Raw genomic sequence first — 12,940 nt, forward strand, 5'->3', positions numbered from 1 at the left:
TTTCATGCGAGGAACGACTTTTGACGGCAAATATTCCACGTGTCGCCCTGGTCACCGGGGCTGCAAAAAGGCTTGGTCTGGCCATGGCTCAAGACTTGGCGAAAGATGGCTTTGCCGTCGCAATTCATGCCAATACTTCCCTTGACGAAGCCGAAGAGGCCGCCACCGCCTTGCGGGATCAGGGACATACGGCCATTGCCGTCAAGGCCGACCTTTCAAGCGCCGAGGAAACGGAGACGCTCGTTGACGCTGTCAAGGCCCGGCTCGGCCCGGTCGGCGTACTCGTCAACAATGCCTCCGTCTTCATTCATGACAGCGTCAAGGACATGAACGCCAAGGCATGGGACCTGCATTTCGCGCTGCATGTGCGCGCACCCTCGCAGCTGGCCGCAGCGCTTGCCCGGCAATTGCCGGAGAAGGCGGAAGGCCTCGTCGTCAACATGGTCGACCAGCGCGTTCTGGCGCTCAATCCGCGATTCTATTCCTACACGCTATCGAAGTCGGCGCTCTACACGGCCACAAAGACGATGGCCCAGGCCCTTGCGCCGCGCGTCCGCGTCAATGCCATCGGCCCCGGGCCGACGCTTCCGAACACACGGCAGGAGCAGGAGGATTTCGACAAGCAGGTGGCTGCCGTGCTGCTGCAGCGAGGGCCGGCGCTTGACGAATTCGGCCGGACGATCAAGTTCCTGATCGACACGCCGTCTATTACCGGGCAGATGATCGCTCTCGACGGCGGGCAGCATCTCGCCTGGCAGACGCCGGACATCATGGAGATCAGGGAATGAGCGGCAAGCCGGATGACGGCGGCATCCTTTACGGAGAAACGGACGACGACGAAGACGACGACATCATCCCGGATGCCGTGGCGACGATCGGCGCGACCGGTATCGACTGGAATGAAGGTGACGGCCGCGCGCACGGGCTGAAGGGTGCGGAACTCATCGGCGCCTTCGTCAAGCACCTGCCGAATGCGCCGGGCGTCTATCGCATGTTCAACGAGGCCGGCGACGTGCTTTACGTCGGCAAGGCCCGCTCGCTGAAGAAGCGCGTCTCCAACTATGCCCAGGGCCGCGGCCATTCGAACCGCATCACCCGGATGATTCGCGAAACCGCGCATATGGAATTCGTCACGACGCGGACGGAGACCGAGGCGCTGCTTCTCGAAGCGAACCTCATCAAGCGGCTGCGTCCGCGCTTCAACGTGCTGCTGCGCGACGACAAGTCGTTTCCCTATATCCTGATCACCGGCGATCATCGCGCGCCTGCCATCTTCAAGCACCGCGGTGCGCGGGCCCGAAAGGGTGACTATTTCGGGCCGTTCGCCTCCGCCTCGGCCGTCGGCCGGACGATCAACTCGCTGCAGCGCGCCTTCCTGATCCGCACCTGTACCGACAGCGTCTTCGAGAGCCGCACCCGCCCCTGTCTGCTGCACCAGATCAAGCGCTGCTCCGGTCCGTGCACGCATGAAGTCTCCGATGCGGACTATGCCGAGCTGGTGTCCGAGGCGAAGGACTTCCTTTCCGGCAAGAGCCAGAACGTCAAGGCCGCCATCGCCGAGGCTATGAACGACGCCGCCGAAGAGCTCGATTTCGAGCGCGCCGCCGTCTACCGCGACCGGCTGGCGGCGCTCTCGCACGTCCAGAGCCACCAGGGCGTCAATCCGGCAGGCATCGAAGAAGCCGACATCTTCGCCATCCATCACGAGGGCGGCCTGTCCTGCATCCAGGTGTTCTTCTTCCGCACCGGACAGAACTGGGGCAACCGCGCCTATTTCCCGAAGGCCGACCCGGCGCTCACGGGTGCCGAGGTGCTGAATGCCTTCCTGGCGCAATTCTATGACGACAAGCCCTGTCCCCGGCAGATCCTGCTGTCGGAAAAGATCGAGGAGATGGATCTGCTGTCGCAGGCGCTCGGCGAAAAGGCCGGCTACAAGGTGACGGTCTCGGTGCCGCAGCGCGGCGAGAAGAAGGAGGTCACCGACCAGGTTCTGGCGAATGCGCGCGAGGCGCATGGCCGCAAGCTCGCCGAAACCGCCTCGCAATCACGCCTTCTGCAGGGCTTTGCCGAGACCTTCGAGCTTGCCTATGTGCCGCGACGCATCGAGATCTACGACAACTCGCACATCATGGGCACGAACGCCGTCGGCGGCATGGTGGTCGCCGGGCCGGAAGGGTTCGTCAAGAATCAGTACCGGAAGTTCAACATCAAATCGACGGACATCACGCCAGGCGACGACTTCGGGATGATGAAGGAAGTCATGACACGCCGTTTCTCGCGCCTCTTGAAGGAGGAAGGCAAGCCGGACCGCTCGCCGGAAGCGGTGGCCGCCGACGAGGACGCCAATTTCCCGGCCTGGCCCGACGTCATCCTCATCGACGGCGGCAAGGGGCAGATGAGCGCCGTCAGAGCCATTCTTGACGAACTCGGCATCAGCGACTGCGTGACCGCCATCGGCGTCGCCAAGGGCGCCGACCGCGAGGCCGGCCGTGAACGGTTCTTTGCCGGCAAACGGGACGACTTCACCCTGCCGCCCCGCGATCCCGTCCTCTATTTCATCCAGCGGATGCGCGACGAAGCGCACCGTTTCGCGATCGGCTCGCACCGGGCCCGCCGGAAGAAGGAGATGGTGAAAAACCCGCTCGACGAGATTTCCGGCATCGGTCCCGGCCGCAAGCGTGCGCTGCTGCAGCACTTCGGCACGGCGAAGGCCGTCTCGCGCGCCGGGCTCGCCGATCTGATGACCGTCTCCGGCATTTCGGAAACCGTCGCAAAGCAGATATACAATCACTTTCACGAAGATCGGTCCGGCTAACGTCGGGCTTCATCGTAAAAACGCCGCAAAGAAGAGTTGACGCGTTAACTTCAAAGTTTTCATCTAGCGTCAGCGTCTGCTCAAAAAGAGAATACAGGACACCATGACCTCCCCAGCACTCAACATCCCCAATCTCCTGACCTACGGCCGCATTCTGGCCGTACCGCTGATCGTGCTGTGCTTCTTCGCGGAAGGCACGCTGCATATGACGGATGTGGCGCGCTGGGCGGCGCTCGGCCTGTTCGTCGCGGCCTCCATCACCGATTTCTTCGACGGCTATCTGGCGCGCATCTGGAACCAGACGTCCAATATCGGCCGGATGCTCGATCCCATCGCCGACAAGCTTCTGGTCGCCACCTGCCTGCTGCTCTTGGCCGCCGACACGGAAAAGACGATTGCCGGCTGGTCGCTGTGGGCAGCGATCATCATTCTCTGCCGCGAGATCCTGGTTTCCGGCCTGCGCGAATATCTCGCCGAGCTGAAGGTCAGCGTGCCGGTGACGCGGATCGCCAAGTGGAAGACGACGGTGCAGATGGTGGCACTCGGCTTCCTTCTTGCAGGCCCGGCAGGCGACAAGTATTTCGCCTACACCACCGATCTCGGCATCGCGCTGCTGTGGCTCGCCGCCCTGCTGACGGTCTATACCGGCTATGATTATTTCCGGGCGGGCCTCAAGCATGTCGTCGGAGAAGAAGCGTGACAAAACTCGTCTACTTCGCCTGGGTGCGGGAAAAGATCGGCAAGACCGAGGAAGAGGTGAACCTGCCCGCCGACGTGGAGACCGTGGCCGATCTGCTTGAGTTCCTGAAAGCGCGAGGCGAGGAATACGACGCGGCGCTGCAGTTCCCGAAGGCAATCCGGGTTGCCATCAACCAGGAGCATGTGGAACACGGCGAACGCATCGCCGGCGCCCGCGAGATCGGCATCTTCCCGCCGATGACCGGTGGGTGAGACGCGGTCCGCGAAGCGGAGCAATCGATCCGGTGAACCGATTGCAGCGTCGAACACCCGAAGCCATGCGAAGGGCCGGGATGCATCAGGTTCTCGGCGCAGCACGTGGAAAAGTTCAAAGACAGAAGCTGAAGACAGTACGCCCATGACCACCGTCGTCCCCACCATCCGCGTCCAGCGCGAGGATTTCGACCTTGCCGGCGAATGCATGAAGCTGACCGAGGGGCGCGCCGACATCGGCGCCGTCGTCACCTTCACCGGGCTTTGCCGCGATGAGGGCGGCACGCTGTGCGCGCTCGAACTGGAACATTATCCCGGCATGGCGGAAGCGGAGATTGCCCGCATCGCCAGGCTGGCGATCGAGCGGTTTCAGTTGCAGGGCCTGACCGCCATCCACCGTTTCGGCAAGATTTCGCCCGGCGAGAACATCGTCCTCGTCATCGCCGCCGCACCCCACCGGCAAGCGGCCTTCGACGGTGCGAACTTCGTGATGGATTTCCTCAAGACCTCCGCCCCGTTCTGGAAGAAGGAATATCAGGCGGACGGAAAGCTCGGCGACTGGGTGTCAGCAAAGGATGCCGACGACCGGGCCCAGGAAAAGTGGCAGACACAATAAAAAACGGCGCCGGATGGCGCCGTTTTCACGAGTCTTTTCAAACCGGTCCGCGAACCGGTTCAGGCATTGATTCAGCCGACGATTTCGGTGCCGGAGAACCAGTAGGCGATTTCTTCTGCAGCGGTTTCCGGAGCATCGGAGCCGTGAACGGAGTTTTCGCCGATCGACAGGGCGTGAACCTTGCGGATGGTGCCTTCGGCAGCGTTTGCCGGGTTGGTGGCGCCCATGACTTCGCGGTTCTTGGCGATTGCGTTTTCACCTTCGAGAACCTGGACGACGGTCGGGCCGGAGGACATGAAATCGACCAGTTCGCCGAAGAACGGACGTTCCTTGTGAACAGCGTAGAAGCCTTCGGCTTCGCGGCGGCTCATCCACACGCGCTTGGAAGCGACGACGCGCAGGCCGGCATCTTCGAGCATCTTGGTGATGGCGCCGGTCAGGTTGCGCTTGGTGGCGTCCGGCTTGATCATGGAGAAGGTGCGTTCAATCGCCATTTCGGTTTCATCCCTTGAATTGATTGAGGAGGTTTGGGCGGCTCAATAGCCGCCTTCCGCCTGCAAAACAAGAGGGACGAAGCGAGAATCGCCGGCCCCGCGCGAGGCCGGCGATGCAATCAGGCGGCATCGACGGAGCGGCCGAGCCCGTCATAAAGATCGAGGCAGCCCTCGAACCAGTCGGTGACCGGATCGCCCGCCGGCAAGACCTTGGCATCGGAGACGATCCTGAGCCATTGCAGAGCGCCGAACAGGATGTAATCGGCAAACAGCGGGCTGTCGCCGCCGAGGAAGGGCTGGAACTTCAGCATGTGCCGCATCGGCTCGAGCTTGGCGGAAAAGCTGGCGATTTCCTGCTCACGGCCGGCTGCCACGTCTTCGAGCGTGCGGGAGAAACGCTGCTCGCGGTTTTCACGGAAATAAGCCTGATCCTTGGGCGCCAGCATGTCGTGGATGTCGAGAATGGCGATCTTCGTGATCGCCGGGTGGACGACGAACTGCGAATAACCCTCGACGAAGCGCGACAGCGCCTTGGCGCCCTCGCCGCGAAACAGCGACGGCGTCTCCGGATAGGTCTCGTCGAGATAGAGGGCGATCTGGAAACTGTCGATCACCACCGTGCCGTTGTCGACCAGGAGCGGAACCGTCTTGGTCGCGCCGCCCTCGATATGCGGAATACCGGTAAACGGGGTCGGGACTTCCCGGTAGGCGAGCCCCTTGTGGGCGAGCGACATCTTGGTCTTCCAGACATGCGGGGAGAAGGGACGCGTCTCGTCGGCACCGCACAGCGAGTAAAGCAATCTGGTCATCAAACGGGGGCTCCAATGGTTTCGGCAGGGCATTCATAGCAGGTCATCCCGGCATGATAATCCAATCAGTATTTTTCATGGATCCGCCTGTTTTCAAACCTGCCCGCCCGCCGCACTATCTGCCACCAACGTACGGAGGATTTCATGCGCGACCATTTCATGATGTTTGCCGCCTACAACCGCTGGGCCAATGATCGCCTCTATCAGGCCGTGTCCGACCTGACGCCGGAAGAGTTCAACACCGACAAGGGAGCCTTTTTCGGTTCGCTCAGCGGCACGCTCAACCATGTCCTGCTTGCCGATCAGATCTGGATGCGGCGCTTCACGGGGACCGGCAATGCCCCGACAGGGCTCGACGGCATTGTCCACGAGGAATTCGCCGATCTGAGGAACGCCCGAAGGCAGGAAGACGAGCGTATCTTCGACTGGGTAGGCAGCCTGACGGAGGAACAGCTCGCCGCCGATATCACCTACACGCCGATCACCAATCCGGTGACGATCACCCAGCGCCTCACACCCACCCTGTTTCATTTCTTCAACCATCACACGCATCATCGCGGCCAGGCGCACATGACGCTCACGGCGCTCGGCAAGCCGTCGCTGGCCCTCGACCTCATCTATTTCCAGCGCTCCGAGGATGGCGCCGCTTACAGGTGATGCGAACGGACCGTTAACCGTCGCATCAGCTTTTCGACGGACAACGCCTTGAATTTCACGCGAAATTAAAACGCCTCCGCACCTAATGGCGCAAAAGCTCGAAGTGGCGGAGGCGCGTCATGTGGTCGGTCGACCGAAAGAAGACGGAATCGGACAACATCAATGTCCTGATGCAGCGGCTGAAAATCCGCGGCCTGCCGCGCAATTACGAGCTGTTGTACGAGGCGCTCTATGGAGCACAGGACGAGTTGCGCAAGGACATCACCGCGCTCGGCGTCGGTCCGGGCCAGGTCCTGATCGACGAGGTCGGGCTCAAGCACCGCCTGCCGGCGTTCTGGGGCTACCGCGCCGAACAGGCGGGCGCCAACCAGTCGCGGGTCATCCGCTCGCTTTCCGAACATATCGGCCTCGCCAGCACCGGCAAGGCCAATTTCCTGCGCTCGCTCGAGACCGTCACGGGCGCGCTCGATGGCGCGACGGCGGATGAGGCGCAGGTCATCATCGCCCAGGCCGGCTTTCTCGGCGAAGCATTGTCCGACGTCACCCGCTTCGAGCAGCAGCTCGTCGAAAAGCTGGACAAAGGCCTCGAACAGCTGGACGCCGGCGACCGGTTCCGGGAACGCGCGGCGGAAGCGACGCTCCGCGACCGGCTGACCAGCCTGCCGAACCGGGCCGCCCTGCAGCGCAAGCTCGCCGACGCCTATGACGGCGCGACCGTGCCGCAGGAGATGGCTTTGATCATCGCCGACATCGATGGTTTCGCGCTCTTCAACCGCACCTATGGCGCCAGCGCCGGCAACCGGGTTCTCAAGCAGCTCGGGACGATCTTCCGCAAGGCGGTCAAGAAGGACGATTTCGCGGCGCGTTCGGGCGGCGACGAGTTCGCCTTCCTCATCCATGGCGTCACGAAAGAGGATGCCGTTGGCATCGCTGCGCGCCTGCGCGCCCAGGTCGAGGACAATCTGATCTTCGCATCCGAGATGGTCGGCCCGCCGCTGACGCTGTCCTTCGGGCTGGCGATGACGGTGAACGCCCCCTCGCCCGCGCATCTGCGTGCTCAGGCAGAGGCCGCCCTTGCGGCAGCACGTGCCAACGAGCGCACACCGGTCGTCGCCTTCGGTCCGGATATCGCCCGCGCCAATATGCGCAACAGCGTCGCCTGAGCTCGCAGGCGGCGGAAGGCCTTATTCGATTTCGCTGTCGCGCCCGACCTTGCGCAGCAGATACACCGCGTGCATGAGCAGCGGCAGGACGACCAGGACCGGCACAAGCTGCTGATACCAGGGAATGGTCGCTGCGACCTCGTTCAACGACAGGCCCTCAGCCTGCGCGGATGCCGAACGGACGATCGTCAGCAACGAGAAATCCCAGAGTGCGTGCAGGGCGATCGCGGGATAGAGCGAGCCGGAACGGATACGCACCGCCATGAACAAGAGCCCGCTCATGGTGGCCGCCAGCGCCTGGAGCACTGCGGCGAGCAGATTGCCCGTGAACAGGGCATTCAAGACATGCACGACACCAAAGACCAGTGTGACGACGATGATCGCCGGCCAGATGCGCATCACGCGCCGTGCGCCGCTGAACAGGACGCCGCGAAACATGGTCTCCTCGGAAATGCCGACCAGCATCGTGTTGATGAAGACCAGCGCCACGACGTGCGGTGGCGGCAGGCCGAGCGAAACGGCCGAGGCGAACATGACGGCGATGTAGAGCGCCGGCAGCCAGATGATGCCGAAAAGGCCCGGTCGCGGTCGGTTGAAACCGAGATCGCGCCAGCGAAAAATCCAGGCGATCAACAGAATGAAGGCGGACGCAAAGAAAAACTGCCGCGCCAGGCCTGCGGAAACGAGTTCGGAAATGTCGGTCGCGCCCTCGGGCGCCACGCCGGTCAGCGAGGTGACGGCAATCCACAGCACGAAGGCCGCGATCGCCACACCGAACGTGCCCTCGCCGCGCTTCCGTCCGGCTTCTTGCATATGGGGTCTCCGCCAAGACAGGCCCGGCCGGACATTGTCCGGCCGGCCTTGGTTTCATTCCGGTTGCACGCAGGCAGGGGATCAGCCGGGAATCGGTACGACCGGGAGGTCACTGTCGTCCGTTTCCCGATGCGAAGCAATCGGACTTGAGGAATGCGCAATGGCGGCAAAAAGTTCCCCGTCGTCGCCAAGATCGGCATTCGGCGTGGTCAGCAGCGTCTCGCCGTAGAAGACCGAGTTGGCGCCGGCCACCATGCAGAGGATCTGCGCCTCGCGGTTGAGGGACGAGCGCCCGGCCGACAGCCTGACCATTGCCTGCGGCATCACCAGCCGGGCGGTCGCGACCATGCGGACAAGTTCGAGCGGATCGATCCTCGCCCGGTTTTCAAGCGGCGTGCCGGCAACGGGGACAAGCGCATTGATCGGCACGCTTTCGGGGTGCGGGTCCATGGCGGCAAGCACCTGCAGCATCGACGCCCGGTCACGCACCGTCTCCCCCATGCCGATAATGCCGCCGCAGCAAAGGTCGATGCCGTAGGCACGGACGGTGGCAAGCGTGTCCAGCCGGTCCTGATAGGTCCGCGTCGAGATGATCCGGCCGTAGAACTCCGGGCTGGTGTCGAGATTGTGGTTGTAGGCGGTCAGCCCGGCCTCGGCGAGACGCTCGGCCTGATGCGGCTTCAGCATGCCAAGCGTCACGCAGGCTTCCATGCCCAGCCTGCGCACGCCTCTGACCATGTCGAGGACCGCGTCGAACTCGCGACCGTCCTTGACCTGCCGCCAGGCCGCGCCCATGCAGAAGCGTTCGGCGCCGGCCGCCCTGGCCCGCGCCGCCATGGCGATGACGGCCTGCGGGTCCATCAGCCGGTCGCGAGTCAGGTCCACCTCGCTATGACGGGCCGATTGCGGGCAATAGGCGCAATCTTCCGGACAGCCGCCGGTCTTGACCGACAGCAGGCTCGCCTTCTGCACCCGATTGGGATCGTGATGCTGCCGGTGGACCGCATTGGCGCGCCCCACCAGTTCCAGAAGCGGCAGGCCGTGAAGCGCCTCGATCTCCCCGACGCTCCAGTCATGCCGGACGTCTCCGTCCCTTGCGGTCATCGGACAACGCCCGTTGCGCGCTCGACAAGTGTGCGGGCCGCAGACGCGCCGACGGCAACGACGGCAATCTTGACGAGGTCGCCGAGAATGAAGGGCGTGACACCCAGGGCGAGGAGCTTGCCCGCCGGCACATAAGCGGAAAGCCAGGCAAGGCCGAACAGATAGACGACCACTAGGCCGGCCGCCATGGCGGCAAAGCGGCCGATCATGCCCCTGCCCGCCGACAGCACGCCGACCATCCAGGAGGCGACGAGGAAGCCGATCAGGTATCCGCCGGTCGGGCCGACCATGTAGGCAAGACCGATCCCCCGTTCCGGCGTGCCGGAGAACACCGGCAGTCCAACGGCGCCGGCGGCCAGGTAGGCGACGAAGATCGAGACGGCGAGCCGCGGCCCAAGGACGACCGCGAATGCCATCACCGCCATGACATGCAGGGTCATCGGCACCGGCCAGAACGGGACCTGGATCTTTGCCGCCAGCATCATGACCGCCGCGCCGGCAATGGCTACGCCCATGGTTTTCAGGGCCTTGCCGCTACGGCTCTCGGCCGGTTGGATGAGCGTGTCCTTCATGTGTCTCTCCTTTTCCAAATTATAGATAATTTTTATTTTCTATCGCTAATCGAATCCACAGAAATACAAAAATGACAAGAGGCGCACCCGACGTCACTGTAGGGCGCGCTCCAAGCTGTTCAATTCGTTGAGATTATGTGCGGCTCTTGCCGACCCACTGGACGTGCCGGGCCAGCACAGACACGGCGAGGTCGACCTCGCCCTTGCGCAGGGCATGGAGAATCGCCTGGTGGTCGCGGTCGGTCGGCGTTTCCCATTCGGCACGCCAGCCGGAGAAGAGAAAACGCGCGCTTGCGGCCTGCAGATCGTCGATCGCCTTGATCAGCCTCGGCATGCCGCAGGGCTTCAGCAATGTCTGGTGAAAGGCGCGATTCGCCTCCTCCCAGGCCTGCACATCGCCCGATTTTTCCATCGTCCGGTTGATCTCTTCCGCGCGGTCGAGCAGCGCCCTTGTCAGATGCGGCGCGGCATGGCGCAGCGCCAAGCTCTCCAGGGCGGAGCGCATTTCGGCGACCTCGCGGACCTCCTCCAGACTGAAGCCGGCCACCCGCACGCCGCGGCGTGGAAGGCTGGCCACCAGCCCCTGTGCCTCCAGCCGCCGGAAGGCCTCGCGCACCGGGACATGGCTGGCGCCGAACTCTGCGGCGACATGATCCTGCGCCAGCCGCACGCCGGGCGCCAACGCACCGGAGACAATCCGGTCCGCCAGTACCTTCGAAATGCGAACGGCAATGGTATCGTCCTTGGCTGCAGACATATTTTATAGATAATTTGAACCGGCTCACCTGTCGAGGTGGAGAAGTACGCCGCCGCGCTTCGTCCACACCTCTGCCGGGCTATCGGGAGCAGCCGTACTGCAAAAAGAAACCCCGCGGCGGCCACGCCACGGGGTTTCAACGATCAAAAGGCAGTCGACCCGATCAGAATTCCTGCCAGTCATCCTTGACCGCGACAGCCGCGCCGCCGGATGCGGCCGCCCTTCTCGCCGGCGCCGAGTATGCCGGCCTTGCCGGAGCCTGCGCCATGACGTGTGCGACCTGGCGCAGCGCGGACGACTGCGCCGCGGCAATGCCGTCGATCTGGAACTGACCGACGAGGTCGCGAAGCCGCATGGCTTCCTGAGCGAGCGAGTTCGAGGCAGCGTTCGACTGCTCCACCATCGCCGCGTTCTGCTGCGTCGTCTGGTCCATCGAGTTGACCGCCGTATTGACTTCGGCGAGCCCCACGGACTGCTCCCGGGCGGAGGTGGCGATCGCTTCCATGTGGCCGTTGATCTCGACGATGAAGCCGCCGATCGTCTTCAGCGCCTCGCCGGCATCGCGGACGAGCTTGACGCCGCCTTCGACTTCGGTGGATGAGGTCTGGATCAGCGCCTTGATTTCTTTCGCGGCCTGGGCGGAGCGCTGTGCAAGCTCGCGCACTTCCTGGGCAACGACGGCGAAGCCCTTGCCGGCATCGCCGGCACGCGCCGCCTCGACGCCTGCGTTCAGCGCAAGCAGGTTCGTCTGGAAGGCAATCTCGTCGATCACGCCGATGATGTTGGAGATCTGCTGCGAGCTCGCTTCGATCTTCTTCATCGCCTCTTCGGCCGTCGAGACGACTTCCGCCGATTTCACAGCAGACTGGTTGGCCCGCGTTGCGACCGAACGGGCCTCTTCCGTCCGCTTTGTGGAGCTCGTCACGTTCGCGGTGATCTCGTCGAGGGCGGCAGCCGTTTCCTCGAGCGAGGCAGCCTGCTGCTCCGTGCGCTTGGACAGGTCGTTTGCGCCGGCGGCGATCTCGCGGGTGCCGTTGTCGATCGAGGATGCGGTTCCGGCAATCGACGACATGGCGGCGCCGAGCTGGCTGACCGACTGGTTGAAGTCATGGCGTAGCGCCTCGAAGTCCGGCGCGAAGGCTTCCGTCAGCTGGAAGGCCAGGTCGCCGGCGGCAAGACGCTTGAGGCCGGCGGCAAGGCCGGAGGTGGCGACCCGCAGCCGTTCCGCGGCGTCGGCTTCGGCCTTTTCCTGAGACGCGATGCGGTCGGCCTCCGCCTTGCGGCGGTTATCCTCGGCTTCAGCTTCGAGACGCTTGTTGGCAATGGCCGCCTGGCGGAAGACTTCAACGGCTCCGGCCATGGATCCGATTTCATCGGCGCGGCCTGCAAACGGCACTTCGGACGCGGTATCACCTCCGGCAAGTGCCTTCATCGCATCGGTAATGCGGTTGATCGGACGGGCGATGCCGGTCATGGCGAAGATCATCGAACCGAAAACGACCAGTCCCACGAAACCAAGGGCGCTGAACATGATCACCCGCGTCGAGGCATACGCCTCCCCGCTCGATGCGTATGCCTGTTCCGAACCGTCATGATTGATCTTGATGAGCTCGACCAGAAGATTTGAGGCAGCGTCGTAGTCGGTGTCCATCTGGCCCTTGAACAGCTTTGCCGCTTCTTCATTCTGGTTGGCGCGCGACAGGGTCAGCAGCTTTTCGTGCAGTACGAGATAGTCAGCCCATTCCTTGGAAAACTGTTCGTAGACCTGACGTTCGTGATCGGAGGAAATCAGCGCTTCATATTTCTTGCGCAGCGTGACGATGCTGTCGCCGACGGCCTTGATGTCGGCTTCGGCCGCGGCCATCTCCGCCTCGTTGGTGGACATGATGTGCGCGCCTTCGCCGATGCGGAAGTCCGACGTCGCAGTATTGATCGTGTTCACCAACTCGACACTCGGCAGCCAGTTCGTCGAAATTTCCGTCGTAGCGTTGTTCGTGGTGGCGAGCCCGTTGATGGCAATATAGCCAAGGGCCGCGGAAATGATGGCGATCGACGCGAATACAGCGGTCAGCGACGCCTTGATACTCAGTCTCTTCATGAAGTCTGTCCTCCAACATTCGAAAATGGCGATCCGCTTCGCTGGCGACAGATCCGAAGGTGGAGGGCCCGCATGGCGTCAGAGACGTCAC

14 protein-coding genes are annotated in these 12,940 nt (G+C 63.2%); 7 read left to right on the forward strand and 7 right to left on the reverse strand.

Features of this window, described 5'->3' with window-relative positions:
• The first annotated feature begins 20 nt into the window (after positions 1-20).
• The 5 genes from ACU5AZ_RS03650 (at position 21) to ACU5AZ_RS03670 (ending at position 4,382) form a co-directional block, all read left to right on the forward strand.
• Complete coding sequence (locus ACU5AZ_RS03650; protein WP_446824680.1) at positions 21-788, forward strand: SDR family oxidoreductase; 768 nt, start codon at positions 21-23, stop codon at positions 786-788.
• Positions 785-2,815, forward strand: a complete 2,031-nt coding sequence (uvrC, locus tag ACU5AZ_RS03655; RefSeq protein WP_446824681.1) for an excinuclease ABC subunit UvrC — start codon at positions 785-787, stop codon at positions 2,813-2,815. The genes ACU5AZ_RS03650 and uvrC overlap by 4 nt, the downstream gene beginning before the upstream one ends.
• 103 nt (positions 2,816-2,918) lie before the next feature.
• Entirely contained in the window at positions 2,919-3,515 is a 597-nt protein-coding gene (pgsA, locus tag ACU5AZ_RS03660) for a CDP-diacylglycerol--glycerol-3-phosphate 3-phosphatidyltransferase (protein ID WP_446824682.1), read from the forward strand.
• On the forward strand, positions 3,512-3,766 hold the full coding sequence (gene moaD, locus ACU5AZ_RS03665) for a molybdopterin converting factor subunit 1 (protein WP_446824683.1): 255 nt from the start codon (positions 3,512-3,514) through the stop codon (positions 3,764-3,766). Before pgsA ends, moaD begins: the two co-directional genes overlap by 4 nt.
• Before the next feature lie 145 nt (positions 3,767-3,911).
• Positions 3,912-4,382, forward strand: coding sequence for a molybdenum cofactor biosynthesis protein MoaE (locus ACU5AZ_RS03670; RefSeq protein ID WP_446824684.1), 471 nt, complete (start codon positions 3,912-3,914; stop codon positions 4,380-4,382).
• Positions 4,383-4,453: 71 nt separating this feature from the next.
• Here the strand turns inward: ACU5AZ_RS03670 and ndk are convergent, their stop codons facing one another.
• Positions 4,454-4,876: a nucleoside-diphosphate kinase gene (ndk, locus tag ACU5AZ_RS03675; protein ID WP_446824685.1), complete on the reverse strand. Its 423-nt coding sequence runs from the start codon at positions 4,874-4,876 to the stop codon at positions 4,454-4,456.
• 119 nt (positions 4,877-4,995) lie between these two features.
• Positions 4,996-5,685: a glutathione S-transferase family protein gene (locus ACU5AZ_RS03680; protein ID WP_446824686.1), complete on the reverse strand. Its 690-nt coding sequence runs from the start codon at positions 5,683-5,685 to the stop codon at positions 4,996-4,998.
• A 144-nt stretch (positions 5,686-5,829) separates the two neighbouring features.
• On the opposite strand from ACU5AZ_RS03680, the gene ACU5AZ_RS03685 reads away from it, so the two are divergent.
• Together ACU5AZ_RS03685 and ACU5AZ_RS03690 are read left to right on the forward strand one after the other, a co-directional pair.
• A complete protein-coding gene (locus ACU5AZ_RS03685) occupies positions 5,830-6,342 on the forward strand; it encodes a DinB family protein (protein WP_446824687.1) in 513 nt (170 codons plus the stop codon).
• A gap of 119 nt (positions 6,343-6,461) precedes the next feature.
• Positions 6,462-7,505 carry a diguanylate cyclase domain-containing protein gene (locus tag ACU5AZ_RS03690; protein WP_446824688.1) on the forward strand — a complete coding sequence of 348 codons (1,044 nt, stop codon included), beginning with the start codon at positions 6,462-6,464 and terminating at the stop codon, positions 7,503-7,505.
• 21 nt (positions 7,506-7,526) lie between these two features.
• Here ACU5AZ_RS03690 and ACU5AZ_RS03695 read toward each other — a convergent pair whose 3' ends face one another.
• The 5 genes from ACU5AZ_RS03695 to ACU5AZ_RS03715 form a co-directional block, all read right to left on the reverse strand.
• Positions 7,527-8,318, reverse strand: a complete 792-nt coding sequence (locus tag ACU5AZ_RS03695; RefSeq protein ID WP_446824689.1) for a CPBP family intramembrane glutamic endopeptidase — start codon at positions 8,316-8,318, stop codon at positions 7,527-7,529.
• Positions 8,319-8,399: 81 nt separating this feature from the next.
• Complete coding sequence (gene bioB, locus ACU5AZ_RS03700) at positions 8,400-9,422, reverse strand: biotin synthase BioB (RefSeq protein ID WP_446824690.1); 1,023 nt, start codon at positions 9,420-9,422, stop codon at positions 8,400-8,402.
• On the reverse strand, positions 9,419-9,994 hold the full coding sequence (locus ACU5AZ_RS03705; RefSeq protein WP_446824691.1) for a biotin transporter BioY: 576 nt from the start codon (positions 9,992-9,994) through the stop codon (positions 9,419-9,421). Before ACU5AZ_RS03705 ends, bioB begins: the two co-directional genes overlap by 4 nt.
• A 133-nt stretch (positions 9,995-10,127) precedes the next feature.
• Positions 10,128-10,751: a GntR family transcriptional regulator gene (locus ACU5AZ_RS03710; RefSeq protein ID WP_446824692.1), complete on the reverse strand. Its 624-nt coding sequence runs from the start codon at positions 10,749-10,751 to the stop codon at positions 10,128-10,130.
• A gap of 163 nt (positions 10,752-10,914) precedes the next feature.
• Complete coding sequence (locus tag ACU5AZ_RS03715) at positions 10,915-12,849, reverse strand: methyl-accepting chemotaxis protein (RefSeq protein ID WP_446824693.1); 1,935 nt, start codon at positions 12,847-12,849, stop codon at positions 10,915-10,917.
• Positions 12,850-12,940: the final 91 nt, after the last annotated feature.

This window comes from Rhizobium sp. PAMB 3182 (assembly GCF_052908355.1).

Coding starts and splice junctions, on each gene's coding strand:
- ACU5AZ_RS03685 (WP_446824687.1), top strand. CDS start 5,830: ATGCGCGACCATTTCATGATGTTTGCCGCCTACAACCGCTGGGCCAAT.
- ACU5AZ_RS03695 (WP_446824689.1), bottom strand. CDS start 8,318: ATGCAAGAAGCCGGACGGAAGCGCGGCGAGGGCACGTTCGGTGTGGCG.
- ndk (WP_446824685.1), bottom strand. CDS start 4,876: ATGGCGATTGAACGCACCTTCTCCATGATCAAGCCGGACGCCACCAAG.
- ACU5AZ_RS03680 (WP_446824686.1), bottom strand. CDS start 5,685: ATGACCAGATTGCTTTACTCGCTGTGCGGTGCCGACGAGACGCGTCCC.
- ACU5AZ_RS03690 (WP_446824688.1), top strand. CDS start 6,462: ATGTGGTCGGTCGACCGAAAGAAGACGGAATCGGACAACATCAATGTC.
- ACU5AZ_RS03670 (WP_446824684.1), top strand. CDS start 3,912: ATGACCACCGTCGTCCCCACCATCCGCGTCCAGCGCGAGGATTTCGAC.
- ACU5AZ_RS03715 (WP_446824693.1), bottom strand. CDS start 12,849: ATGAAGAGACTGAGTATCAAGGCGTCGCTGACCGCTGTATTCGCGTCG.
- ACU5AZ_RS03710 (WP_446824692.1), bottom strand. CDS start 10,751: ATGTCTGCAGCCAAGGACGATACCATTGCCGTTCGCATTTCGAAGGTA.
- bioB (WP_446824690.1), bottom strand. CDS start 9,422: ATGACCGCAAGGGACGGAGACGTCCGGCATGACTGGAGCGTCGGGGAG.
- pgsA (WP_446824682.1), top strand. CDS start 2,919: ATGACCTCCCCAGCACTCAACATCCCCAATCTCCTGACCTACGGCCGC.
- ACU5AZ_RS03705 (WP_446824691.1), bottom strand. CDS start 9,994: ATGAAGGACACGCTCATCCAACCGGCCGAGAGCCGTAGCGGCAAGGCC.
- uvrC (WP_446824681.1), top strand. CDS start 785: ATGAGCGGCAAGCCGGATGACGGCGGCATCCTTTACGGAGAAACGGAC.